Source organism: Sphingomonas telluris (genome assembly GCF_022568775.1).
Classification (GTDB): Bacteria; Pseudomonadota; Alphaproteobacteria; order Sphingomonadales; family Sphingomonadaceae; genus Sphingomicrobium; species Sphingomicrobium telluris.
This window is the reverse complement of sequence record NZ_JAKZHW010000002.1, coordinates 675,358-700,108: the sequence shown is the minus strand read 5'-3', so window position 1 is coordinate 700,108 and position 24,751 is coordinate 675,358. Positions and strand designations below refer to the sequence as shown.

The 24,751-nt window shown below is 64.8% G+C and carries 25 protein-coding genes; 14 read left to right on the top strand and 11 right to left on the bottom strand.

Annotation, left to right across the window (positions count from 1 at the left end; genetic code table 11):
- Positions 1-22: 22 nt before the first annotated feature.
- Together LZ016_RS14490 and LZ016_RS14485 are read right to left on the bottom strand one after the other, a co-directional pair.
- Positions 23-388, bottom strand: coding sequence for a ribose-phosphate pyrophosphokinase (locus LZ016_RS14490; protein WP_241448166.1), 366 nt, complete (start codon positions 386-388; stop codon positions 23-25).
- The gene (locus LZ016_RS14485; RefSeq protein WP_241448165.1) at positions 385-1,017 is read right to left on the bottom strand and encodes a DUF4893 domain-containing protein; all 633 of its coding nucleotides are present in this window, start codon (positions 1,015-1,017) and stop codon (positions 385-387) included. Before LZ016_RS14485 ends, LZ016_RS14490 begins: the two co-directional genes overlap by 4 nt.
- Before the next feature lie 158 nt (positions 1,018-1,175).
- Here LZ016_RS14485 and rarD point away from each other — a divergent pair, with 158 nt between their 5' ends.
- The 4 genes from rarD to LZ016_RS14465 are packed head-to-tail and all read left to right on the top strand — an operon-like array spanning position 1,176 to position 3,622.
- On the top strand, positions 1,176-2,093 hold the full coding sequence (gene rarD, locus LZ016_RS14480; protein ID WP_241448164.1) for an EamA family transporter RarD: 918 nt from the start codon (positions 1,176-1,178) through the stop codon (positions 2,091-2,093).
- A gap of 11 nt (positions 2,094-2,104) precedes the next feature.
- A complete protein-coding gene (locus tag LZ016_RS14475) occupies positions 2,105-2,785 on the top strand; it encodes a hypothetical protein (protein WP_241448163.1) in 681 nt (226 codons plus the stop codon).
- A gap of 22 nt (positions 2,786-2,807) precedes the next feature.
- Positions 2,808-3,029, top strand: coding sequence for a hypothetical protein (locus LZ016_RS14470; protein WP_241448162.1), 222 nt, complete (start codon positions 2,808-2,810; stop codon positions 3,027-3,029).
- Between the two features lie 14 nt (positions 3,030-3,043).
- Entirely contained in the window at positions 3,044-3,622 is a 579-nt protein-coding gene (locus tag LZ016_RS14465; RefSeq protein WP_241448388.1) for a YdeI/OmpD-associated family protein, read from the top strand.
- A 44-nt stretch (positions 3,623-3,666) separates the two neighbouring features.
- Here LZ016_RS14465 and LZ016_RS14460 read toward each other — a convergent pair whose 3' ends face one another.
- Entirely contained in the window at positions 3,667-5,442 is a 1,776-nt protein-coding gene (locus LZ016_RS14460; protein WP_241448161.1) for a PHA/PHB synthase family protein, read from the bottom strand.
- A gap of 91 nt (positions 5,443-5,533) precedes the next feature.
- Here LZ016_RS14460 and LZ016_RS14455 point away from each other — a divergent pair, with 91 nt between their 5' ends.
- Entirely contained in the window at positions 5,534-6,151 is a 618-nt protein-coding gene (locus LZ016_RS14455) for a trimeric intracellular cation channel family protein (protein ID WP_241448160.1), read from the top strand.
- 37 nt (positions 6,152-6,188) lie between these two features.
- Entirely contained in the window at positions 6,189-7,367 is a 1,179-nt protein-coding gene (locus tag LZ016_RS14450; protein ID WP_241448159.1) for an LL-diaminopimelate aminotransferase, read from the top strand.
- 1 nt (position 7,368) lies between these two features.
- Here the strand turns inward: LZ016_RS14450 and LZ016_RS14445 are convergent, their stop codons facing one another.
- Positions 7,369-7,929 carry a D-Ala-D-Ala carboxypeptidase family metallohydrolase gene (locus LZ016_RS14445; protein WP_241448158.1) on the bottom strand — a complete coding sequence of 187 codons (561 nt, stop codon included), beginning with the start codon at positions 7,927-7,929 and terminating at the stop codon, positions 7,369-7,371.
- Between the two features lie 71 nt (positions 7,930-8,000).
- Between LZ016_RS14445 and LZ016_RS14440 the strand changes: the two genes are divergently transcribed.
- The 3 genes from LZ016_RS14440 (at position 8,001) to glpX (ending at position 11,110) form a co-directional block, all read left to right on the top strand.
- Positions 8,001-9,560, top strand: a complete 1,560-nt coding sequence (locus tag LZ016_RS14440; protein WP_241448157.1) for an alpha-L-fucosidase — start codon at positions 8,001-8,003, stop codon at positions 9,558-9,560.
- Positions 9,561-9,584: 24 nt separating this feature from the next.
- Positions 9,585-10,055, top strand: coding sequence for a DUF2721 domain-containing protein (locus LZ016_RS14435; RefSeq protein WP_241448156.1), 471 nt, complete (start codon positions 9,585-9,587; stop codon positions 10,053-10,055).
- 65 nt (positions 10,056-10,120) lie between these two features.
- A complete protein-coding gene (gene glpX, locus LZ016_RS14430) occupies positions 10,121-11,110 on the top strand; it encodes a class II fructose-bisphosphatase (RefSeq protein WP_241448155.1) in 990 nt (329 codons plus the stop codon).
- Between the two features lies 1 nt (position 11,111).
- On the opposite strand, the gene LZ016_RS14425 is transcribed toward glpX, so the two are convergent.
- The 4 genes from LZ016_RS14425 to LZ016_RS14410 are packed head-to-tail and all read right to left on the bottom strand — an operon-like array spanning position 11,112 to position 16,411.
- Positions 11,112-11,936: a phytanoyl-CoA dioxygenase family protein gene (locus LZ016_RS14425; RefSeq protein ID WP_241448154.1), complete on the bottom strand. Its 825-nt coding sequence runs from the start codon at positions 11,934-11,936 to the stop codon at positions 11,112-11,114.
- A gap of 19 nt (positions 11,937-11,955) precedes the next feature.
- The gene (locus tag LZ016_RS14420; RefSeq protein ID WP_241448153.1) at positions 11,956-14,142 is read right to left on the bottom strand and encodes a family 1 glycosylhydrolase; all 2,187 of its coding nucleotides are present in this window, start codon (positions 14,140-14,142) and stop codon (positions 11,956-11,958) included.
- Positions 14,142-15,326 carry a UDP-galactopyranose mutase gene (gene glf, locus LZ016_RS14415; RefSeq protein WP_241448152.1) on the bottom strand — a complete coding sequence of 395 codons (1,185 nt, stop codon included), beginning with the start codon at positions 15,324-15,326 and terminating at the stop codon, positions 14,142-14,144. Before glf ends, LZ016_RS14420 begins: the two co-directional genes overlap by 1 nt.
- Positions 15,323-16,411 carry a glycosyltransferase gene (locus tag LZ016_RS14410; RefSeq protein ID WP_241448151.1) on the bottom strand — a complete coding sequence of 363 codons (1,089 nt, stop codon included), beginning with the start codon at positions 16,409-16,411 and terminating at the stop codon, positions 15,323-15,325. Before LZ016_RS14410 ends, glf begins: the two co-directional genes overlap by 4 nt.
- A gap of 389 nt (positions 16,412-16,800) precedes the next feature.
- Here LZ016_RS14410 and LZ016_RS14405 point away from each other — a divergent pair, with 389 nt between their 5' ends.
- The 5 genes from LZ016_RS14405 to LZ016_RS14385 are packed head-to-tail and all read left to right on the top strand — an operon-like array spanning position 16,801 to position 20,186.
- A complete protein-coding gene (locus LZ016_RS14405; RefSeq protein WP_241448150.1) occupies positions 16,801-18,333 on the top strand; it encodes an acyl-CoA carboxylase subunit beta in 1,533 nt (510 codons plus the stop codon).
- Positions 18,303-18,644: a hypothetical protein gene (locus LZ016_RS14400; protein ID WP_241448149.1), complete on the top strand. Its 342-nt coding sequence runs from the start codon at positions 18,303-18,305 to the stop codon at positions 18,642-18,644. The genes LZ016_RS14405 and LZ016_RS14400 overlap by 31 nt, the downstream gene beginning before the upstream one ends.
- The gene (locus tag LZ016_RS14395; RefSeq protein WP_241448148.1) at positions 18,641-19,102 is read left to right on the top strand and encodes an OsmC family protein; all 462 of its coding nucleotides are present in this window, start codon (positions 18,641-18,643) and stop codon (positions 19,100-19,102) included. The genes LZ016_RS14400 and LZ016_RS14395 overlap by 4 nt, the downstream gene beginning before the upstream one ends.
- On the top strand, positions 19,099-19,518 hold the full coding sequence (gene mce, locus LZ016_RS14390; RefSeq protein ID WP_241448147.1) for a methylmalonyl-CoA epimerase: 420 nt from the start codon (positions 19,099-19,101) through the stop codon (positions 19,516-19,518). Before LZ016_RS14395 ends, mce begins: the two co-directional genes overlap by 4 nt.
- A 20-nt stretch (positions 19,519-19,538) precedes the next feature.
- Positions 19,539-20,186, top strand: a complete 648-nt coding sequence (locus LZ016_RS14385) for an alpha/beta hydrolase (protein ID WP_241448146.1) — start codon at positions 19,539-19,541, stop codon at positions 20,184-20,186.
- 6 nt (positions 20,187-20,192) lie between these two features.
- On the opposite strand, the gene LZ016_RS14380 is transcribed toward LZ016_RS14385, so the two are convergent.
- From LZ016_RS14380 to scpA, 3 genes are read right to left on the bottom strand one after another with little or no spacing between them, the layout of a single operon-like run.
- A complete protein-coding gene (locus LZ016_RS14380) occupies positions 20,193-22,199 on the bottom strand; it encodes an acetyl-CoA carboxylase biotin carboxylase subunit (protein WP_241448145.1) in 2,007 nt (668 codons plus the stop codon).
- Positions 22,200-22,562, bottom strand: coding sequence for a hypothetical protein (locus LZ016_RS14375; RefSeq protein WP_241448144.1), 363 nt, complete (start codon positions 22,560-22,562; stop codon positions 22,200-22,202).
- Positions 22,559-24,691: a methylmalonyl-CoA mutase gene (gene scpA / locus LZ016_RS14370; protein ID WP_241448143.1), complete on the bottom strand. Its 2,133-nt coding sequence runs from the start codon at positions 24,689-24,691 to the stop codon at positions 22,559-22,561. The genes LZ016_RS14375 and scpA overlap by 4 nt, the downstream gene beginning before the upstream one ends.
- Between the last annotated feature and the right edge of the window lie 60 nt (positions 24,692-24,751).

Sequence of the window (24,751 nt, the reverse complement as noted above, 5' to 3'; positions counted from 1 at the left end):
TTAGTGCCATGCGGCAGGGAATCTACCCCTGACGCCCCCAATAATCGAATGCCTGCTTCTGCAGGCGCCTGATGAGTTTGGCCGCCTTTGGCCCCTCCCACAGGCCCGTGTACCCATGCTTCTTAGCGCCGCCGACCCACCATCCCTGCCCCGGCAAGCCGTCCGACTGCCGCACGACGAGGACAGCCAGCTCAGGCTCGCCGAGCTCCGCCGCCTCGTCGTCGACGAAGGCCAAAACCTTGCAGAGCGCGCGCATCTTCGGGCGCGTGAAGTCGTGGCCGAGCAGCGCCAGCGTCTCGGAATAAGTGATTGCCTCACCCGCCTTGGCGCTCGCGATGAGGATTGCGCGGACCTCGGCCGGATCGGCGAGCAGCCCCGCCGCGCTCACTGCGGCTGCTGCTCTACCGGCTTCAGCTCGAAGACATCGAGCTTGGACGTCGTGTTCTGCGGAGCTGGGATCACCAGCCGCCAGCGGAAGGGGCCGATCCGCTCGAGGACGCCAGCCATGTCGCGCTTGGGGTCCTCGGCATAAGCCAAAGGCTGCTCCTCACTGCCGAGAGCAACGCTGCCGAGGAAGATCAGCCGGTCGGGCTTGTCGTCTTCCCACAAGCGGCCTGCGGGACGCTGGCTCCCCGTCTGCTTCACGATCGTCAGCAGGTCGCCTTCCACCTCGACGTAGCAAAAGAAGGGCTTGAACTTCTCGAACGCGGGTCCCCTGGCCGCAACCCTGCCGAGCTTGATCAGCCGGCAATAGTAGCTTCCTGGGGTGGGTGCCGGACGAGGAAGGGCCGCGCGGGGCTTCAAAAGCGCACCCTCCGCCTCGACGTCTTTCGGATTGCTCTTCTGGGCCTCCGCCAACGCGTCCTGCCAAGAAAGCCCGAGACCCGCGAGGCGCTTCTGGTCGGCCGGGGTGGCGATGCCTCTCCACACATCCGACTTCGTCGGCGGCTCGGTCGTGATGACGGGGGTTGGCTTTGGCTCCTCCGGCGCAGTCGCGCAGCCTGCGAGCAGGAGCAATGAAACCGTTCCGGCGAGGCTTGCGACACCGTGCCAAACGGCGGAATTTCGACGAATCCGCACGAGTGGAAAGTGACACTCGCCGGGGCGCGTTGCAACTAACGGAACGTTCATCATCCGCTTTGAAATGCGAGTCATCGCGACTAGGCGCGCGATAAATGAACCGTCATCCCAACATGGAAGCGTCACGGAAAGCGCGGCAGGGGTTCGCACTCGGCGTTGCGGCCTATGGCCTCTGGGGCGTCCTCCCCATCTACTTCAAGGCGTTGCGGGCGATCGGGCCTGTCGACATCGTCGCGCACCGGATCCTCTGGTCCGTTCCGATCCTGGCACTCCTCCTGTCGCTCTTCCGCGCCTGGGGCGAGGCGCGTTCAGTTGTTCGAAACCCTCGCGTTGTCCGCCTTCTCACGGTCACCGCCTTGCTGATCTGCGGTAACTGGCTGCTCTACGTCTATGCGGTGAACAGCGGACACATCCTCGCGGGGAGCCTCGGCTACTACCTCAACCCGCTGGCGAACGTCCTGCTTGGCCGCGTCGTCCTCAAGGAACGGCTGTCGAAGCTGCAATGGGCCGCCGTGGCTCTTGCCGCTGCAGGCATAACCGCGTTGGCCGTCGGAGCCCTCGGCCAGCTCTGGATTAGCCTCGTCCTCTGCCTGAGCTTCGCGAGCTACGGCCTGCTGCGGAAGATCGCCCCGGTCGACGCCGTGGCAGGCCTTGCAATAGAGACGGTCCTCCTTTCGCCCTTCGCGCTCGCCTGGCTGATCTTCAGCTACACGTCAGGCCAACCGACGTTCGGCAACTCCGGAACGGACATCGCGCTGATCGCCGTCGCAGGCGTCGTGACGACCGTTCCCCTCCTGCTGTTCACAGCAGCAGCGAGGCGCCTCGCTTACTCGACGCTCGGTATGCTCCAGTTCATCGCGCCGACCCTACAGTTCCTCATCGCCGTGCTGCTGTATGGCGAGCCGTTCACGCGGGCACATGCCATTGCGTTCGGCGCGATCTGGGCCGCGCTTGGGCTTTACGTCCTCGCCTTGGTGCGGCACGCCAGAGCGGCCGTAACGATACCGGAGTAGGGAATATGCGGATGATTCGGCCACTGAATGGGACCTTGAAGCGAGTTGTAGCCGCATCCGCCTTGTTGCTGGTCGCCGCATGCGAACCCTACGGAGCGACGCCTCCGCCAGGTCCGTACGACAATCCGCCGCCCCAGGGCCCATACGGCTCGCAAGACCCCTATTCCTATCCCGCGCCGAACCCCTATCCGTCCCAGCCGCAGCCTTATCCGACATCGCAGAACCCTTACCCGTCGCAGCCCTATCCGTCGGCACCGGGCCAATATCCCAACGACCCGTACGCTTCGAGCCCACCGGGCTACCCGGGTCAGGCACCCTACCCCGGCCAGGCGTACCAGCCCGCGCCGCCGGAATGTCCGATCACCTCGTCGAGCGGTTGGACGGCCTGGGTCAATGCCATGCCGGGTCAGGGCGGCCGCCCGACCTTGGTCGTCACGGGCAAGGTCGTCACCCAGTCCGCCGGCTATCAGGTCGCATTCGACCGTTACATGCAGATCCGCCGCGGCCAGCCGCCGCAGGCCTTCGTCACCCTCTACGTCGCCCCGCCGGAAGGCAGCAGCATGAACGCGCAGGTCCTGTCGCCCCATGAAGTGCGCTGGGAATGGCCGCTGCAGCAGCCGGTCGGCAGCGTCGTCGTCCGCTGCGGCGACAAGACCCTCGCGGAGATCACGAGGATACAGACCGCTTACTAGGGACAGCTGCAAAGGAGCCGGGATGTTCAACGTCGTTTCGCTGGTCATCGGCGTCGTAGCGCTGATCCTGGCCGTCTTTGCCTTCCTGCCCTTCCTCGGCTGGGCCAACTGGTTCGTCATTCCGCTCGCCATTATCGGCGCGGGAACCGGCGTGCTGAGCAAGAGCACCGCAGGCCGCAACCTCAACCTGTTCGTGATCGTCGTCGGCATTGCCCGGCTCATGCTTGGCGGCGGCATCCTGTAAGCAGCGATCCGCGCATCGACGGCTACATCGCCAAGGCGCAGCCGTTCGCACAGCCGATCCTGGAGCATGTCCGCGAGCGCGTGCACGCCGTGGTGCCGGACGTCGAAGAAACGCTGAAGTGGAGCGCGCCCTCGTTCACGCTGGACGGGAAGATCCTGCTGATCATGGCAGCGTTCAAGGCGCACATGGCGCTCAATTTCTGGCGCGGTCAGGAGATGCGTGGGAACGAGGCCAACGGCGATGCCATGGGACAGTTCGGCAAGATCGCTTCACTCGCCGACCTTCCTCCCGAGGCCGAGCTCGACCGCCTGATCCGCGAAGCCGCCGACCTGGCGAAGAGCGCGCCCGCGCCGCGCAAGGCCAAGCATGAGCCGAAGCCCCCGCCTGCGATGCCTCCAGCCTTCGCGGCCGCGCTCGACAAGGCGCCGAAATCGAAGGCGGTTCTCGAAGGCTTCTCGCCGTCTGCGCAGCGCGATTACCTCGAATGGATCGCGGAGGCGAAGCAGGACGCGACCCGCGAGAAACGGATCGCGACCGCGATCGAATGGCTAGCCGAAGGCAAGAAGCGGCATTGGAAATATCAAAATTGCTGAGCCCAGCCTGTCCGGGGGACAGGCGGCGCAAGCAATCCGAGCGCCTAGCGCTCCCTGACGTACCGCCCCGGCGCATCCTCGATCGCCTTCAGCTTGCCCTCGCCGGGCATGCGCGCCCCCTTCGCCTCGACCGTCTTCGGGTTCTGGCTCTTCAGCCATTCGAGCCAATCCGGCCACCAGCTGCCCTTGTGCTCTTCGGCACCCGCGACGAACTGCTCCAGCGTCTCGGGGTCCTCGGTGCTGACCCAATATTGATACTTCTGCGCCGCCGGCGGGTTCACGACCCCCGCGATATGGCCTGAGCCCGCAAGAACGAACCGCTTCGGACCGGCGAAATGGTCCATGATTTTCCAGACGCTTTCGGGCGGCGCGATATGATCCTCGCGGCCGGCCTGGATGTAGGACGGCGTCTCGACCATATCGATGTCGATCGGCGTCCCAGCGACGGTGATCTCGCCCGACAGGACCAGCTTATTTCCCTTGTAGAGGGTCTCGAGATAGTCGCGGTGCCAGCTGCCGGGCAGGTTAGTCGTGTCGCCGTTCCAGTGGAGCAGGTCGAATGGCGCGGGCTCGTCGCCCAGAAGGTAATTGTTGACGACGTAGTTCCAGATGAGGTCCCGGCCGCGCAGCAGGTTGAACGTGGCCGCCATGTAGCGCCCGTCGAGGTACCCCTTGTCGCGCGTTAGCTCATCCAGCAGCGCCATGGTCTCGTCGCCGGTGAAGAGCTTGAGATCGCCAGCCAGAGAGAAGTCGACCTGCGCCGTCAGGAAAGTCGCGGACTTCACCTTCGCCTGCTGCTTCTTGGCGTGGAGATAGCCGAGCGTCGCCGCCAGGGTCGTCCCGGCCACGCAATAGCCAATGACGTGCGCGCTCTCGACGCCAAGCAGGTCGCGCACGGTGTCGATCGCGTCGAGCTGACCCTTCAGCACGTAATCGTCGAGATGAGTGTCGGCGATGCTCTCGTCCGCCGATTTCCAGCTGACCATGAACAAGGTGATGCCCTGCTCTACGCACCAGCGGACGAAGCTTTTCTCCGGCGTCAGGTCGAGGATGTAGAAGCGGTTGATCCATGGCGGGAAGATGACCAGCGGCGTTTCGAGCACCTTGTCGGTCACCGGCGTGTATTGGATCAGCTGATAGAGCGGCGTTTCCTTGACGACCTTACCGGGCGTCATCGCCAGATTCTTGCCGACCTCGAAGACGCCGGCCTTGGTTTGCGTCAGCTGGCCCGCCGCGATGTCGTCCAGCATGTTGGCGAGACCCTTCAGAAGGTTCTCGCCGCGGGTCTCCATCGTGCGCCGCAGCACCTGCGGGTTGGTCAGCGCGAAGTTCGACGGGCTCATCGCGTCGACGAAGCTGCGCACCGCGAACCGCGCCTTCTGCCGCGATTCGGCGTCCAGGCCATCGATCTCCTCGACGGTCCCCAGCATCTTGTCGGCCAGCGCGAGATAGGTCTTGCGGATGGTGTCGAAGACCGGGCTCTCCTGCCACTCGGGAGCGGCGAAGCGGCGGTCCTTCGCGCCTTCCTTGGCCTCGGTGTCGAGGCCCATCATCTTGCCCCAGGTCTCGAGACCCTTGGCCCAGGCCTCGGCGCCGGCCGTGAAGAGCGCCGCCGGGTCGGCGGTCGCGGGAGAGCCGACACCGAAAGCCGGCGGAAAGGCGCCCCAAGCGGGTGGCGAAGCGGGCCAGGCGTTCCCCTTCGGCAGTCCGTCGGCCCAGGATTCCATAAGCATCTGCTGGGCCCGGCCCATCACATAGGTCCAGTGCTGCCAGTCCTCGAGCGTCGGAATCGCGCTCGCCGTTTCCGTTCCATCAGCCATGCTGCTTCTGTACTCGTCATCGCGAGCGAAGCGAAGCAATCCAGTGAGCTAGCGGATTGCTTCTCGCTCTGCTCCTCGCAATGACGGGACGATGCAGCCCGCCGCCCTTCCCCAGGCCCTCGTCCTTCTCGACTATTTCGGGATCGGCGTTTTCGCCGTTTCCGGGGCGCTCCTCGCGGCGGAAAAGCGCCAGACCCTCGTCACTTTCATCTTCTTTGCGGTGGTCACAGGAGTCGGCGGTGGAACGCTGCGCGACCTGTTGATCGGCGCGCCCGTCTTCTGGGTCCACAAGAACGCCACGCTTCTGATCTGCATTGGCGCAGCGCTCATCACCTGGGTCGCAAGCCACCGCCTGATCGCCGGACGCGCCTTGCTTTGGTTCGACGCAGCGGGCCTCGGCGCCTACGCGACATACGGCGCGGCGAAGGCGCTGAGCTTCGGCGTTGCGCCAGTTCCGGCTTTCATGATGGGCGTGCTGACCGCCTGCGCGGGCGGGATAATCCGCGACGTGCTTGCAGGAGAACCATCGATTCTGATGCGGCCGGAGCTCTACGTGACAGCCGCGGCGCTTTCGGCCGGGCTGCTGGTCGGGCTTCCAAGCCTCGGGATGGCGCCTCAGCCGGCCGCGCTCATTGCTGCGGCAGCGGGGTTCGCGCTGCGCGGACTCGCGATCGCACGAGGCTGGTCGCTTCCGACCTACCGAGACTAGGCTTGCCGCAGTGCAGCATGGTCGGCATGCTAATTGGGTGACCGACGAATTCTACCGCATTCAGCGCCTGCCGCCCTATGTCTTCGCCGAAGTGAACGCGATGAAGGCTGCGGCACGAGCGCGCGGCGAGGACATCGTTGATCTCGGCATGGGCAACCCGGACGGAGCGCCGCCGAAGCATGTCATCGAAAAGCTGTGCGAGGTTGCGCACAAGCCGAACGCGCACCGCTATTCGGCCAGCAAGGGCATCCCGGGCCTCAGGAAAGCGCAGGCCGCCTATTACAAGCGCCGCTTCGGCGTGACGGTCGACGCCGACAAGGAAGTCATTGTCACGCTCGGGTCTAAGGAAGGCCTGGCCAATCTCGCGCAAGCGATCACCGCCCCCGGCGACGTCGTCCTCGCGCCGAACCCATCCTACCCCATCCACACTTTCGGCTTCATCATTGCCGGCGCCGCGATCCGGTCGATCCCGGCCGCGCCCGGCGAGGAGTTCTTCGAGCGCCTGACCAACGCCATGCGCTACACGGTTCCGCGGCCGAAGGTGCTCGTCGTCGGCTATCCTTCCAACCCGACCGCGTATGTCGCCGATTTGCCATTTTACGAGCGTCTGGTGGCGTTCGCGCGAGAGCATGAGCTGATCGTCATTTCCGACCTCGCTTATTCGGAAATCTATTTCGGCGACGAGCCGACCCCCTCGATCCTCCAGGTCGAAGGCGCGAAGGAGGTCGCGGTCGAGTTCACCTCGATGAGCAAGACCTATTCCATGGCCGGCTGGCGCATCGGCTTCGCCGTCGGCAACGAGAAGCTGATCTCGGCGCTCGCTCGTGTGAAGTCCTATCTCGACTACGGCGCCTTCACGCCGATCCAGGCGGCCGCGGTCGCGGCACTCAACGGTCCGCAGGACATCGTCGAGGCCAACCGCAATCTCTACCGCAAGCGCCGCGACGTGCTCGTCGAATGCTTCGGCCGCGCGGGCTGGAACATTCCCGTGCCGCAGGCGAGCATGTTCGCATGGGCTCCGATCCCCGAGCGCTTCCACAACCTCGGAGCGATGGAATTCTCCAAGCGCCTGCTGGTCGAAGGCCATGTCGCCGTCGCCCCGGGCGTGGGGTTCGGCGAGGAAGGCGAAGGCTATGTCCGCATCGCCCTCGTCGAGAACGAGCAGCGGCTACGCCAAGCGGCGCGCGGCGTGAAGAAAATGCTGGCGAGCGGTTGAGCTAGCGCAGCAGCGCGCTGGAAACCGTCACGACGCCCCACTGCGTGAGCTCGCGCTTGTCGGGAAGCGCAGCGATCGTCCGCGATCCTCCGCCCCATGCGAAGGCAAAGTGGCTGTGGTCCCCCTCGTCGAGCGACTCCACGAGCCTGTATCCCGCATTGCGGAACGCCGCCGCGATCATGGCGTGCGTGACGCCGGGCCGGCGGGCGATGTCGATCGCGCGTCCGCGGAGGTGATAGCTGTTCGGGACGCCGCCGACCGCCCGATTATGCGCGGGTGAGCGCAGCGTGCTCGTCACCCGGCCCCAGTTGTCGCCGAGACGAGCCGCCGAACTGAGATTGCCCGAGCCGCCGATCGGCGCCCATGAGGCGGAGGAGCCCGCAGGCTCACGAGCCACGGCGGCCTGCACGGTGGCGCTGTCCATGGTTCCAGCCTTCTGGTGAACCGCGACCTCGACGACAGCGCGTCGTCCATCAACCGTTCGAATTCCGAAGTCCGTAGCCTGCGCATTGGCGGCGGATGCGCCCATCACCAACACCAGCCCGATAGCGAATCGAGTCATTGCAAAGCCCCCGCTCAGCGGCTCTTACTTACACCCCTGCGAGGGGGCGAACAATCATTAGTAAACACAACATGTTCTCAAGAAGGGACAGCATCGCCGCGGGGGCCGCCGCACTGCTGGCGAGTTCTGCTACCGGCCTCCGTGCTGAGACGCTGCAGCCGACCGAAGTCCCGGACTGGTTCCGCGACGCCAAGTTCGGGATCTGGGCGCACTGGGGCCCGCAATGCGTTCCGGAGATGGGCGATTGGTATGGGCGGCTCATGTACGTGCAGGGCCACGCAGCATACGAGCATCACGTCCGCACCTACGGCCATCCGAGCAAGACCGGCTTCCTCGACATCATCGGGCGCTGGAAGGCGGAGGAATGGCAGCCGGAATATCTGCTCCGCCGCTACAAGCAGGCCGGCGCCAGATACTTCATGGCGATGGCCAATCACCACGACAATTTCGACATGTTCGACAGCACGCACCAAGGCTGGAACAGCGTGCGTGCCGGCCCCAGGCGCGACATCGTCGGGACGTGGGAGAAGCTGGCGCGACAGGCCGGCCTGAAGTTCGGCGTCTCCAACCACAGCGGTCACGCCTGGCATTGGTGGCAGACAGCCTATGGATACGACGCCGATGGACCGCTGAAGGGCCGGCGCTACGACGCCTTCTGGCTGCGCAAGAAGCATGGCGCGGGCACGTGGTGGGACGGCCTCGATCCGCAGGACCTCTACACCGGGCCGAGCTTCGTCCCGCCCGATGGGATCGACACGATCAAGGCGATGGACGACTGGCACGGCGCTCGCGACGGCCAGTGGCTGGAGGACGCGCCCCAAAACCCGGCGTTCGTGAGCAACTGGCTGCTCCGCCAGAAGGACCTCGTCGCAAAATATCGTCCGGACCTCGTCTACTTCGACGATTATGGCATCCCTTTCGGCCCCATGGGCCTCGACGCCATGCGCGATTTCTACGCCCACGCGCCCGAAGGCGTACTCACCGCCAAGCGTCTGACCGACGAGCAGCGCAGGATCATCGTCGAGGACGTCGAGCGTGGCTTCGTCGCCGATATCCAGCCGCGCCCGTGGCAGACCGACACGTGCATCGGCAACTGGCATTACGATCGCCCGCTGTACGAGCGCGGCGGCTACAAGAGCGCGAAGCAGGTGGTGCAGCGCCTTGCCGACGTGGTGTCGAAGAACGGATGCCTGCTGCTGAGCATTCCCGTTCGCGGCAATGGCGCCATCGACGACAAGGAGGAGCGCATCCTCGACGACCTCGCCGCATGGTTCCGGGTCAACGGCGAGGCCATCTACGGCAGCCGGCCTTGGCGACGCTTCGGCGAAGGCCCGACCAAGCCGCCGCTCGGCGTGATGGCCGAAGGTGAGGCCAAGCCCTTCGTCGCCGACGACATCCGCTTCACGGCCAAGTGTGGCACGCTCTACGCGGCTCTGCTCGACTGGCCGTCCAGCGAGGTCGCGATCGCCTCGCTCGGCTCTGCGAGCGGCCGTGTGGAGCGCGTCACCTTGCTTGGCGGGCCGCCGCTCGCCTTCCAGCAGACCCGCGACGCGCTGAGGCTCACGCTTCCACCGGCGGGCGACAAGTTCGTGCCGGTCCTTCGTATCGACGGTGCCGGATTGGCAGCATGACTTCTCTTCGCGCATAGAGACCGCATGCTCTCGACCTCACCGACCTCCGTCGCAACGGTTGCGCAGATCATTCAGCTGTCGGTCGCGCCGGTGTTCTTGCTGGCAGGCATCGGCGCCTTCCTGAACGTTTGCGCCACTCGGCTCGCGCGGATCATCGATCGCGGCCGGGTGCTGGAGCCGCTGCTTCTCGCCAGCCGGGGCACGGAGCACGATCGCATCGTGGCCGACCTCCGGGTCCTCGACCGGCGAATACGCCTGGTCAGCCGGGCGATCTTCCTCACCGTCCTCTCGGCCCTCCTCATTTGCATGGTCGTCGTGCTGCTGTTCGCGGCGACGCTCGCGCATGCCCACTTCGGTACCGCGGTAGCCCTGCTCTTCATCGCTTCGATGATTGCCATCGGCTCCGGCTTCGCCATTTTCCTGTGGGAGACCCAGGTCGCCGCGCGAGCAGTTCGCATTCGCTCCGAGCTGCTGGAGCATGCCGTCGAGGAGTAAGCGGCCTGCCTCGACAAGGTCACGGGTGGCTCCTATCGCCCGTGGCAACAGGAGACCGCATTCTTATGCTTCGTAGCCCCCGTGTTCCGGCGTCCCACGTTCTCGATCGAGTCCTGGTCCTCGAGATGGTCCGAGTGACCGAAGCCGCCGCCGTGGCGGCGTCGAAGTGGATCGGGCGCGGCGATAATGATGCGGCCGATGCAGCGGCCGTCGAAGCCATGCGCGAGGCGCTCAACGAGCTTCCGTTCGACGGGACGGTCGTCATTGGCGAGGGAGAACGCGACGAAGCCCCGATGCTCTACATCGGCGAGAAGGTCGGCTCCGCGCAGGGCACGGGCCCCAAGATCAACATCGCGCTCGATCCGCTCGAAGGGACGACGTTGACGGCCAAGGCCGGACCGAACGCTCTGTGCGTCCTTACCATCTCCGAGGAGGGCGGCCTGCTCAACGCCCCCGATACCTACATGGAGAAGCTGGCGATCGGCCCGGGCTATGCCGAAGGCACGGTCGACCTCTCGCGCAGCGTAGCCGACAATGTCCGCTCGCTCGCCGAGGCCAAGGGCGTGCCGGCGAATGAGATTATCGCCTGCGTCCTCGACCGTGATCGGCACGACGCCATCATCGACGAGCTTCGTTCGCTGGGCTGCGGCGTGAAGCTGATCTCCGACGGCGACGTCGCGGGCGTGATTGCAGTCACGGACCCCGCCACCGGCATCGACATCTACATCGGCAGCGGAGGCGCTCCGGAAGGCGTGCTCGCGGCATCGGCTCTACGCTGTGTGGGCGGGCAGATGCAGGGCCGGCTGGTTTTCCGCAACGACGATGAAATCGGCCGGGCGCGCCGCTGGGGGATCGAAGACCTCGACCGCATCTACAACCTCGAGGACATGGCGAAGAGCGACTGCATCTTCGCCGCGACGGGCGTGACGGACGGATCGCTTCTGAAGGGCGTTCACCGCCGGAAGAACTGCCTGACTACCGAAAGCATCGTGATGCGCGCAAGCTCGGGAACGGTCCGCCGCGTCTGGGCCGAGCATCACAAGTGGGACGAGTAGATCAGTAGTCGGGCTCCAGCAGCCCTTCGATCACATGGTGCTGGATCACCGGTTCCAGTTCATCCGCAACGCGATAGGTCAGATGATCCCGCACCTGCGCGGGCAGGCTGTCGAGATAGGCGCGTGTGACCTGCAGATCGTGATGCTTCGCGTTGATTCCGTCGGGCGCGTCTACGCCCACGACCAGGACTGGCCGCGGTTCGTCGGAGCGGTTGGCAGTGCCGCGGTGGATGGTCAGCGCAGAGCGGGCCGAGATGTCACCGCGCTGCGGCAGCTTGGGCACTGCTCGCTCGATGTAGCGGTCCCATAGCTCCCTCGGCGGAAACATGTCGTTCTTGCAGCCGCGTATGTCGTCCCACTGCGTGCCAGGAGCGATCTCGAACGCCCCATGCTCCGGCCTCGAGTCGATGGCAGTCAGGTTGAACGCGAGCGAGTTGAGCCTGCGTCCTTCGAGCGTTTCCGGCGGCGACGGAAAGTCGCGATGCCAGGGCTGGTCCTGCGCACCGGGGAACGGGATATCGAACCCGATTTCCACGATCTTGTACTCGGGGCCGAGCAGGGCCTCGCAGACCGAGACGAACCACGGGTGCGTGGCGATGTCGACGAAGCCGCTGATCCGCTCTGGCTGGACCTCGACGTACCAGCGCTCCGGACCGCGCGGCAGCGCTCCGCCCTCGATTTTCCGCGCCTCCTCGAACAGGGCCATGATCTCTTCGCGAAGAACGTCGGCCCAGTCGGGAGTGAAGGCGCCCTTCAGCGCGATGATGCCGTCGCCGTAAAGTCCGCCCATGATGCTGGCGACATCGAAGGAGGTTTCCGTGCGCACCATATGTCCTCGCGCAGGCCTAGCGGTTCAGCGCGCTTAGCGATTCCGAATGGATGGCGAAATCGTCAAGCGCGCGGTCGAGCGGTCGCAGCAGCAATCCGCGCTTGCTCGTCAGGCTGGTGTCCGACGGCTCGTCCACCTGGGGAACGATGATCCTGCCCACGTCGAGACGCGCGCGATCGGCGACCGCCTGTGCGAGCTCGTGCCAGCTCACCGATCCTTGGTTGGTAAGGTGCCAGATCCCCTTCTCGTCATCCAGCAGCAGGTCGAGCGTCGCGTGTACGAGGTCCGGCACGTAGGTCGGCGAGACGATGGTCTTAGCGCTCGCGAAAACATCTTCGCCGCGGACGAGCCGCTCGACGGTGTTCACGAGGAAGTTGTGGCGGTCCCAAGGGCCGAAGAAAGCGCTGGTTCGCACGATCAGCGCATCGGCGTCGATGGCCATGAGGCGAGCCTCCGCCTCGGCCTTGCTCCGTCCGTACTCGCAGACCGGCGCAGTTGCGTCCGGCTCCACGTAGGAACGGCCCAGCTTTCCGTCGAACACGAGGTCCGACGAGAAAGTGACAAGCGGAATGCCATGCAGCTTGCATGCGGACGCGAGTAGCTCGGGACCCGTCACATTCGCGCGGAAGCATTCGTCGGCCTTCTGCTCGGCCTCCCAGGTCCGGACAAACCCGGCCGTGTTGACGACTGCCCATGGCCGGTAGCGTTCGAGCGCCGCAGCGATCGACGCTTCGTCGGAAATGTCGAGTTCGCCGCGGCTGGTGAGAACGTGCGCCAGGCCGCGATGCGCGCATAGCCGTGAAAAGGCCTGCCCAAGCGTTCCGGTTGCGCCGGTGATCAGGATTGGTCGCGCCTTCACCGCCTGTCGCGGCAAGGTCTCGAAGCGGCGACGGGCGTGAGTTCGGCCGGGGCGTTTCCACCAACCGGGCAGATCGAGGACGGGATGCTCGAACTGCTCACCACGGCCGAGCTGCGCTGCCGCCTTGGCCAGCAGCGTTGGACGCGGCGTTTCGGAGCGCGTGTCGAACGCGCCCACGTCATAATCGCCTTCCCGCCTGGTCAGCAGCGAACGCCAGTCCATCATTCCGAACAGCGCCCAAAGTGTGATTGCGCGAATGTCCACGCCGCGGGCTCGCTCCCGCTCGGCTGCCGACCACATTTCATGCAGCCACCGCACCTGCTCTTCGCGGGTGCAGCCGTGATGCACTTCCGTGATTGCGATCGGCGTTCGATATCGTTCCCAGGTCTCTCGAAGGCGCAAGCCAGGACCGAGACGAGGGCGGAGCTTGTCGATGCGAACCGCTTCGACGTCCACGTAGCTGTGCTGTCCGTTCGACCCGTGCTCGACGCCCGGATAGCGTTCGACCCGGTGATCGAGGAACCGATCGCTGGTCAGGTAATGGTCGAACCCAATAATGTCGGGACGGCCCTCTCCCGTCGCCAGCTCTTCCAGCACCTCCTCCGACGCCGCCTTGTTGCGCAGCCACCGTCGGAACTGGTGGCCCTCGACGACGCGCCCGAAGAGAAGGTCGAAGGTCAGCCAGCGACGGCCGTTGTCATGCTCCGCCTGGTACGCGAGCTCCGGCGTCGAAAAGGTCCTGCCGATGTCCTCGGTCGCAATGAGCTTCGACTCCGGGCTGACGATGCGGATGGCGCGCATCGCTCGAAGCGTTGCGAGGCATTGGTTCACCGTCGCCCGGAAGGTAGAATCGATGTCCTTCCGGTGCGGATACCAATGGCCGTAGAGGCATGAGAAGCGCGCCGTTGTGAACGGCTCGTTCACCGGCGTCCACATGTCGATCCAGGGATATCGACGGGCGACCCGCGAAGCATAATCGGCAAGCTGGTCAGGGAAATTCGGATCGAGCAGGCTCGTATATCGCGGGCCCGACCCGTGATGCACCAGCCCCGCGATCACCTTCACGCCCTTGTCGCGGAGGCGCTTCAACCGCTCGTCGTGCCACGTAAAGTCCAGCTCGCCGGGGCTTTCCGGCGCAACGGATTCCCAGAGAATCGGGTAACGGACCGCCTTGACGCCGAGCTCGGCAATCGTGTCGATATCGTCCAGCCTGCAGGAATGGCCCGTGTCGACTACCTGGTTTCGGTAATCGTCTCCGATGCGCACGATGCTGCACTCGACCCCGCCCCACAATTCGAGTGGTGGAGCGGAGCCCAGGCCCTTCGTGGGGGCCCGGGCGTCCATTATTCGGCTGCGACCGCTGTCGGCTGCGGCCGCTCCTTGTCCAGCTTCTCTTCCATGCGGCGGAAGGTCGCGAGCGCCTGCCCGACGATCTGGTCCATGTTGTAGTAGCGATAGGTCGCGAGCCGGCCCACGAAAGTCACGTTTTCTGTCGCGTCGGCAAGCGCCTCGTACTTCTTGAAAAGTTCCTGGTTCTCCGGCCGCGGGATCGGATAATAGGGATCGCCCTCGGCCGACGGATATTCGTAGGTGATGGTGGTCACCCGCGCTTCCTGCCCGGTGAGGTGCTTGTACTCGCTGATGCGGGTGAACGGCACGTCCTCGCTCGGATAGTTCACCACCGCGACCTGCTGGAATTGTTCCTGCTCCAGGGTCTGGTGATCGAACTTCAGGCTGCGGTAGGGCAGCTTGCCGAAACGGAAGTCGAAATATTCGTCGATCGGTCCCGTGTAGATCAGGTGATCGGCGATCTCGAACGCCTGGTCCTTCAGCTCGGCGAAATCGACGCCGGTGCGGATGTCGATCAGCGGATGGTCGAGCATGCGCTCGAACATCTTCGTGTAGCCCTCCAGCGGCATCGCCTGAAACGTGTCGCCGAAATAGCGGTCGTCCGTGTTCGTCCGCGTCGGGATGCGCGACGTCACCTGCTTGTCGAGCTCCGACGGATCGAGGCCCCACTGCTTGCGGGTGTAGCCGCGGAAGAAGAGCTCGTAGAGCTCGCGTCCAACCGAGTTGATGACCACGTCTTCCGACGTCTGGATGTCCTCGACCGGCTCGGCACGCGACGCCAGATAGTCGGCCGCCTCCTCATCCGTCTGAAGATCGAGGTCGAACAGCTTGTTCAGCGTCGTCCGGTTGATGGGGATCGGCACCAGCTGCCCGCGCACGTGGGCAAGCACCTTATGCTCGTACGGCCGCCATTGGGTGAACTGCGAGAGATATTCGAAGACCTGCTCGCTGTTCGTGTGGAAGATGTGCGGTCCGTACTTGTGGTACAGGATGCCCGCGTCGTTCGGCTCGTCGTAGGCATTGCCGCCGACATGCTCGCGACGATCGATGAGCAGGACGCGCGCTCCGTGCTGGCTTGCAAGACGCTCAGCAAGAACGGAGCCGGCAAAACCGGCTCCGACGATCAGATAGTCGTAGCGCTTGGGCTCGCCGGGCGGAGTGAAGCTGAACGCGTTCATTCTGCGGCCACCAGCAGAGCGGAGGTCTCACGAGCGGTGCGCTCGCCAAGAACCTCGGTGATGAGCCCGGCCATGCGCGCCTGGGTGGTATCCCAACTCGTCGCCGACAGCAGGAGATCCGCTTCAGCGAGCCAGTCGCCCTCGACCTCATGAGACTGCTCGAGCGCCTTCTCGCAGCAGCGGACGAAGCCGTCCGCATCGTGCGCGATGTGCACGCCCTGGAGGTGTCCGTACGAACGGACGACGTCGCGAACCGGGGTCGAGACCACCGGCTTTCCGCCCGACAGATACTCAGGCGTCTTGGTCGGCGAGATGAACTGGGTCGACTCGTTCATCGCGAACGGCATCAGCGCGACGTCCCAGCCCGACAGATAGGCCGGGAGCTGCTCGTAGGTCTTGCCGCCGACGTAGTGGATGTTCGCTGCCCGCGGCAGCTCGTCCTCGCCGATCTTCACGACCGGGCCGACCATCACGAAGGACCATTCGGGCCGAAGGTCGGCCATCTCACGCAGCAGGTCGATGTCGAAGCGCTCGTCGATGACGCCGTAGAAGCCCAGGCGCGGATGCTTCAGCTCGGCCTGGTCGGCGGGCTGCGGAAGTTCCTTACGCGCCTTTGCGAAGTGGGCGCGGTCGACGGACGAGGGGAAGCAGTGCACCGACGAATGGCGGCTCTTCTTCGCTTCGTAGAGGCTCGCGCCGCCGGTGAAGACGAGGTCGGCGCGATCGATCAGCTCCTGCTCCAGGTCGAGCAGGCGCTCCGGCGCGAAGCGGAACTTCGAAAGCTCGTCCATGCAGTCGTAGATGACGGCGCTGGCGTCGAGATGCCGCGAGAACGGCAGCATCATCGGCGTGTAGTACCAGGTCACCAGCGGACGAACGAGGCTGGCCGCATGGGCGTCGAGCAGGCGGCGCAAGGCATTCTCGCGCTGCTCATCATTGAGGCGCGCGGGAAGATGCGGCGTGACGACCCGGACGTTCGGGAAGTCGTCGGCCTGACGGACCTTTAGGAAGGCAGTCTCGCGATCCCCGATCTCAATCGGCTCTTCCCAATACACCACCGTCATGTCGCGCGCGAAGCGGCTCATGAGATGCTGCGGGCGCTGGAAAACGAAGTCCCACCGCAGGTGCGAAAAGCACAGGAGAGTTGGGCGTGCTTGATCGGGCGCCGTGGGTTCGGCTTCAGACACTGTGGGGACCCCGGCGCTGGTCAGCATTTCGCGTGTAACCTCCTGTTTGTTGGAAACTTGTCTGTCCAACGGGGATTCAGCGGTTACGGTTCCGGAACCTTGATCAAAGTTAATCAAAATCACGGGTTGTGCAGCGCAACATAAGCCAAGCTGCGAGTCGGGAGCGACAAAGCGCGGAATACAGGCCCGCGGCCTGACGCACTATTCAAGATCGACCCTCAGTAAACGTCTCCCGCATTGACCCGTTCCGGCCGTCGTGGAAGGAGGCGGGCCCAAGGAGATCGGCCTTGGCCACAACCATCGAAGAACTGGAAAAGCGCCGCGATGCGGCCAAGCTCGGCGGCGGCGAGAAGCGCATCGAAGCCCAGCATGCCAAGGGCCGCCTGACGGCCCGGGAGCGCCTCAGCGTCCTCCTCGATGAGGGCAGCTTCGAAGAATATGACATGTACGTCGAGCACAATTGCGTCGACTTCGGCATGGAGAGCCAGCGGATCCCCGGCGACGGCGTGGTCACCGGCTCCGGCACGATCAACGGCCGCCTCGTCTACGTCTTCGCGCAGGACTTCACGGTGTTCGGCGGCTCGCTTTCCGAGCGCCACGCCCAGAAGATCTGCAAGGTCATGGACATGGCGATGAAGGTTGGTGCCCCCGTCATCGGCCTCAACGATTCCGGCGGTGCGCGCATCCAGGAGGGCGTCGCCTCGCTCGCGGGCTATGCCGAGGTTTTCCAGCGCAACGTGCTCGCGTCCGGCGTCGTCCCTCAGATCAGCCTGATCATGGGCCCGTGCGCGGGCGGCGCGGTCTATTCGCCGGCAATGACGGACTTCATCTTCATGGTGAAGGACAGCTCCTACATGTTCGTCACTGGCCCGGACGTGGTGAAGACCGTGACCAACGAGGTGGTGACCCAGGAAGAGCTGGGCGGAGCCATCACCCACACGACCAAGTCGGGCGTCGCCGACGTGGCCTTCGAGAACGACATCGACGCTCTCCTCGCCACCCGCGAATTCTTCGACTTCCTGCCGCTGTCGAACCGGCACGATTTGCCCGAGCGACCCTGCAGCGACCCATGGGACCGCCTCGACGAGAGCCTCGACACTTTGATCCCGCCGAGCGCGAACCAGCCGTACGACATGCACGAGCTGATCCGGAAGGTCGCCGACGAGGGCGAGTTCTTCGAGGTTCAGCCGGGCCACGCCGGGAACATCATCATCGGCTTCTGCCGCATCGAGGGCCGCACCGTCGGCGTCGTGGCCAACCAGCCGATGGTGCTGGCGGGCGTCCTCGACATCAACTCGTCGAAGAAGGGCGCGCGCTTCGTGCGCTTCTGCGACGCGTTTGAGATCCCGATCCTGACCTTCGTCGACGTGCCGGGCTTCCTCCCTGGCGTCGCGCAGGAGCATAACGGCATCATCAAGCACGGCGCGAAATTGCTCTTCGCCTATGCCGAGGCAACCGTCCCGAAGATCACCGTCATCACCCGCAAGGCCTATGGGGGTGCCTATGACGTTATGGCATCCAAGCACCTTCGCGGCGACTTGAACTACGCTTGGCCGACCGCTGAGATCGCGGTGATGGGCGCCAAGGGCGCGGTCGAGATCATCTTCCGCAAGGACATCGGCGATGCCGAAAAGATCGCTGCGCGCACCGCCGAATATGAAGAGCGCTTTGCCAACCCCTTCGTGGCCGCGAGCAAGGGCTTCATCGACGAGGTGATCATGCCCCACTCCACGCGGCGGCGGGTTGCCTTGGGGCTACGAAAGCTGAGGAACAAGCAGCTCGAGAACCCATGGAAGAAGCACGACAATATACCTTTGTAGACCGGCCGTGGTTTGCACGAGTCCTTGCAGCCAGCGTCCTCGCGACGCTCGTTCTTCTGCCGGTTTCGTTGATGAGCCTCTTTTTCGGCAACGTCTTCCCATACGTCTTCGCCATCTTTTGCGCGACGGCGTTTCTGAGAATCGCGCTGTCTCTCACTTGGAGTTGGCAGAAGAGAGAGTTCAAGGAGTGGGGCTCACGGATTTGCAGTCGCGAAACCAGCCCGATCGGCTACTGGCTGATGATGGGATTTGGGGTGATTGCGGCCGGACTTGCCCTTCTGGGCCTGTTCGTGAGCCTTAGCCTGCTATGAGCATCTACACCGCCACGATCCGCTGGACCCGCAAGGACGACGGCGACTTCACCAAGGGCCAGTACAGCCGCGCGCATGAGTGGGAGTTCGACGGCGGCGTGACCGTCCCCGCCTCGCCCAGCCCCCACGTCGTCCCCGCACCATGGTCCGACCTCAACGCCGTCGACCCTGAGGAAGCGTTCGTCGCCTCCCTGTCCTCCTGCCACATGCTCTTCTTCATCGACTTCGCGCGACGGGCCGGACTGATCGTCGACGGTTATACTGATGAAGCGGAAGGCGTTTTGGAAAAGCGCGGGGACGGAAAAATGGCCATGACCCGCGTCCTGCTCCGTCCGCGAGTCCTTTGGGGAGGGGGGATGACGCCGGACGGAGCAACCGTCGCCGACCTCCACCATCGCGCCCACGAAGCCTGCTTCATCGCGAACTCGGTCAACACGGAAGTGACAATCCAACAATGAACCTCGGCCGCCTCAACCACGTCGGCGTTGCCACGCCTTCGATCGAGAAGAACCTTGAGCTCTACCGCACCCTGTTCGGCGCCGAGCCGCACGGTCCCGCCTTCGACCTGCCCGCCCAGGGCGTCCGCGTCTGCTTCGTCGACACTCCCAACTCACAGATCGAGCTGATCGAACCGCTCGGCGAGAATTCGCCGATCGTGAAGTTCCTCGAGAAGAACCCGCTAGGCGGGCAGCATCACGTCTGCTTCGAGGTGCCCGAGATCCACGCAGCCAAGGCGGAGTTCGAGGAGAAGGGCGCCCGCATCCTCGGCGAGCCCCGCATCGGTGCGCACGGCACGCTCGTTTTCTTCGTGCACCCGAAGGACATGGGCGGGGTCCTCACCGAGATCATGGAGACGCCGAAATCGGCGCACTGACGCGATCTGCCCTTTGGCTGGTGGCGGCAATCCTCACCGTGACACCGGCGGCATCGCTTGCTGCAAACCATCCCTCCGTTCAGAGGGTCACTCGGAACGCCTTCGCCTACGTTCCGACGAGCGCTGCGTCACCGGCCCCGCTCGTCGTCCTGCTCCACGGATTGGGAGGCGACGCGCGTTCTTTCCTGAGCCAGTTCAAGCGTGACGCCGACGACCGCGGCATCATCCTGCTTTCCGTCCAATCGAGCGCCGACACGTGGCCCAAGCGTCCGCCCAACGACAGCGAAGCTGACGTCGCCAATATCAAGGCGGCAGTGGCGCAAATCTCCGCGAAGGCCGCGGTCGATCCCAGGCGCACGACCGTCATGGGCTTCTCGGATGGGGCAAGTTACGCGCTGACAGTCGGCCTCGCCTTCTCGGACCTGTTCCCCCGGATCGTCGCTTTCTCTCCGGGCTATGGGATCGGACCTCCGCTGCTCGATACGAAGCAGCGCATCTTCATCGCCCATGCGCGGCACGACCCGATCCTGCCGGCGAGCAACACGAAGCAGATGGCGGAAGCGCTGGAGCGCGCCGGCTACGCACCCGAAATTCACTGGTTCAACGGCGGTCACGCGATCGACCGGGACATGAAGAAGGCCGCGTTCGACTTCGCGACCGCGCCCTAGCGAGCCCTATTCGAACTCGACGATGACCTGATCGACGGCAACGCTTTCGCCAGCCTTCACCGGCGTCGCCTTGACCGTCGCAGCCTTTGGAGCGCGGAGGATGTTCTCCATCTTCATCGCCTCCATGACGGCGACGGGCTGGCCCGGCTCGACCTTGTCGCCCACCGCGACGTCAAGCTTCGTCACCAGCCCCGGCATTGGCGCGAGTAGCAGCCGCGAGAGGTCCGGCGGCGTCTTCTCGATCATGTGCACCGACAGCTCGGCGACGTGGGGATCGAGCACCTGCACCTTGTGGCTCGCGCCCCGGCTCGTCAGCACCCACTTCCGGCCGTCACGCCTCACCTGCACGGTGCGCTGGCGCCCGCCGATCGTCAGGCCGAGCAGGCGCTGACCCGGAGTCCAGCTCCCGAAGATCTCGACCGGAGCGCCGCCGTCGACGCTCGCCATCGTTCCTCCCTCGAACGGCTCGATGTGCACGCGATGCACCTTGCCGGCGATCTTCACGCTGTGGTCGCGCGGCGGCTCTATGTTGGTGTTGAGCTGGTCGCTGATCTGCCCTGCGCGCGCCTCGCGCGTCGTTTCGATCATCGCGGCAATCGCGGCGAGGTCGGAGATCAGCTGATCGTCGGCGGGAGCGCCCTCGAAGCCCTCCGGATATTCCTCGGCGATGAAGTTCGTCGTGATGTTGCCTTCGCGGAAACGCGGGTGCTGCATCAGCGCCGAGAGGAAATCGACGTTGTGGCCAATGCCGTCGATCTCGAACGCATCAAGCGCCGCGACCTGCGCGTCGATGGCCGCCTCGCGGCTCGGCCCCCAGGTCACCAGCTTGGCGATCATCGGGTCGTAGAACATCGACACCTCGCCACCCTCGTAAACGCCGTCGTCCACACGCGCGACGATGCCGTCGCGCTTCTCCGGTGACGGGCGGTAGCGGACCAGGCGGCCGGTCGATGGCAGGAAGCCGCGGTACGGGTCCTCCGCATAGACGCGGTTCTCGACCGCCCAGCCGTTGAGTTTCACGTCTTCCTGCTTGAGCTTCAGCTTCTCGCCGGCGGCAACGCGGATCATCTGCTCGACGAGGTCGAGGCCGGTGACTTCCTCGGTCACCGGATGCTCGACCTGCAGCCGGGTGTTCATTTCGAGGAAGTAGAAGCTCTCGCCGGTCGTATCCGCGCCGGAAACGATCAGCTCGACCGTGCCCGCGGAATAGTAACCGACCGCGCGGGCGAGGGCGACGGCCTGCTCGCCCATCGCCTTGCGCATATCGGGCGTGACGAACGGCGACGGCGCTTCCTCGACCACCTTCTGGTGGCGGCGCTGGATCGAGCACTCGCGCTCGCCAAGGTAGAGGATGTTGCCGTGCTGGTCGCCGAGCACCTGAATCTCGATGTGACGCGGCTGCTCGATGAACTTTTCGATGAAGACGCGGTCGTCGCCGAAGCTGTTGAGCCCCTCGCGCTTGGTCGCCTCAAAGCCCTCACGGACGTCCGTCTCCGACCATGCGAGGCGCATGCCCTTGCCTCCGCCGCCGGCCGAGGCCTTCATCATCACCGGATAGCCAATGTCGCCCGCGATCTTCACTGCCTCGTCGGTCGTCGCGATGTCGCCGAGATAGCCGGGAACGACGTTGACGCCCGCGGCCTGCGCAAGCTTCTTGGACTCGATCTTGTCGCCCATCGCCGCGATCGCGTTTGGCGGCGGTCCGATAAAGGCGATGCCCGCGGCTTCGAGCGCTTCGGCGAAGCTCGTTCGCTCCGAAAGGAAGCCGTAGCCCGGATGAACGGCCTCGGCGCCGGTCGCCTTGCAGGCGTCGATAATCAGCTCAGCCTTGAGGTAGGATTCCGACGCGGGCGGCGGGCCGAGGCGGACCGCTTCGTCAGCCATGAGGACGTGGGGCGCGCGCGCGTCAGCGTCCGAATAAACCGCGACCGTCTTGATGCCCATTCGCTTCGCCGTGCGGATGACGCGGCAGGCGATTTCCCCGCGATTGGCGATCAGGATTTTCGAGAACATCTACAGGCTCTTCCACCACATTATCAGAAACCCGCCTGCTCCCATGCCGAGAAAGGCGACAGCAGCGAACAGATAGTGCTGCGGCGCGAGGCGCTCCTTTCGCCTGCTGAGACCCAACTTGGCAAGCTTTCCGGCCGCGCTGAACGCACTGACGCCCGCCAGGGCAATGAACGAAACGACCATCGCCACGACGGGCTTCTTCACCACGTGCTGATCGGCGGTCTGGCTCAGCGTCAGCACGCCGCCGAGCGCAAGCAGCGAAAGCGTCGTGAGGAACTTCGAGAAATCGTAGAGAACCGCCGCGTCGAAATGGTCTGAGCCGGCGACGGCCTTCGGCTCGACGCTTGAGTCTTCGTCGATCACTCAGCCGCCTCGTCGAGCGGCGGCCGATTGTGACCGAGTAGGCGGAGCACCTCGTCGGCGGCGTCGGCGAGGTTGGTGCCGGGGCCGAAGATCGCCTGAACGCCCGCAGCCCTTAGCGCAGCATAATCCTGCGGCGGGATGACTCCGCCGGCGACCACCTTGATATCGGCGCGACCCATGTCCTTCAGCGCCTCGATCATCTCCGGAATGAGCGTTCGGTGGCCCGCGGCGAGCGAGCTTGCGCCAACCACGTCCACGTCATTGTCAATCGCCATCTGAGCCGTTTCGCGGGGCGTTTGGAACAGCGGCCCCGGAATGACTTCGAAGCCGAGGTCGGTGAAGGCGGACGACACGAGGTTCGCACCGCGGTCGTGGCCGTCCTGGCCCATCTTGGCGATCATGATCCGCGGCTTGCGGCCGAGACGGTCCGCGACCGAGCGGGTCCCGCCTTCCGCAGCTTTCCAGCGGTCGTCGTTGCGCGCCTTGCCGTAGATGTCGCGCACCGGCTCGGGCGTCGTATGGTAGCGGCCGAACGCCCGCTCCAGCGCATCCGAGATCTCGCCAAGCGTTGCGCGTTCGCGAGCCGCTGCGACGCTAAGGTCAAGCAGGTTCGCATCGCCGCGCGCGCCTTCTTCCAGTGCCGTCAGCGCCGCACGAACCTTTTCCTCGTCGCGTGACGCGCGGGTCTTTTCGATCCGCGCAATCTGCCCCGCACGAACGCGCGCATTGTCGACCTCGAGGATGTCATGCTCTTCCTCCTCGGTGAGACGATAGCGGTTGACCCCGACGATCACCGTTTCGCCCGTATCGACCTTCGCCGCACGTGCTGCAGCCGCTTCCTCGATGCGGTGCTTAGGCAGACCCTCCGCAACCGCCTTGGTCATGCCGCCGTGCTGCTCGACTTCCTGGATAAGCTCCCAAGCGCGCTCTTCCAGCTCGCGCGTCAGCTTCTCCACGTACCAGCTTCCGCCGAGCGGATCGGCAACCGCGGTGATGCCGCTTTCCTCGGCAAGGATCAGCTGCGTGCTGCGGGCGATGCGCGCGCTGAAATCGGTCGGCAGCGCGATCGCCTCGTCGAAGCTGTTGGTGTGCAGCGACTGCGTGCCGCCGAGCACCGCCGCCAGCGCCTCGACCGTCGTCCGAACGATATTATTGTACGGGTCCTGCTCGGTCAGGCTGACGCCGCTGGTCTGGCAGTGCGTGCGCAGCCGCTTGGACTCGTCCTTCTGCGCGCCGAGATCGGTCATGATCCTGTGCCACAGGGTGCGCGCCGCCCGCAGTTTCGCAACCTCCATGAACAGGTTCATGCCGATGCCGAAGAAGAAGCTCAGGCGGCCCGCAAAGGCGTCGATCTCGAGCCCCTGCTTCATCGCCGCGCGCGCATATTCCATGCCGTCGGCGAGCGTGTAGGCGAGCTCCTGCACCGCCGTCGCTCCGGCCTCGTGCATGTGATAGCCGCTGATTGAGATCGAGTTGAACTTCGGCATTTCGCGAGCGCAGAAAGCGATCACGTCCGACACGATCCGCATGCTCGGCTCGGGCGGGTAGATGTAGGTGTTACGGACCGCGAACTCTTTCAAAATGTCGTTCTGGATCGTGCCGGTCAGCTGCGCATGCGGAACGCCCTGCTCCTCACCTGCGACGATGAAGAAAGCCATGACCGGAAGAACCGCGCCGTTCATGGTCATGCTGACAGACATCTCGCCGAGCGGGATGCCGTCGAACAGCAGCTTCATGTCCTCGACGCTGTCGATCGCCACGCCCGCCATGCCGACGTCGCCGGCAACGCGCGGATTGTCACTGTCGTAGCCGCGATGGGTGGCTAGGTCGAAGGCGACGCTCAGGCCCTTCTGACCCGCGGCCAAGTTACGGCGGTAGAAAGCGTTGGACTCTTCGGCGGTCGAGAAACCGGCGTACTGGCGGATCGTCCACGGCCGCCCCGCGTACATGGTCGCATAGGGCCCGCGAGTGAACGGAGCGACGCCCGGGTAGCCGCTGTCGATCGCGGCATCGGGTCCGTAAACGTTGTCGAGGCGGATGCCCTCGAACGTCTCGCGCGTCAGGTCCTTTCCGCGCGACTCCTTCGCGGCGAGCGCTTCCCAGTCGGATTTGGTCGGCTTGTCATTCATTTGCGCCGCTCCTTAGCCGCCATTGCAATCGAAGCGAAGCGATCCGACGCCAGGAATTGC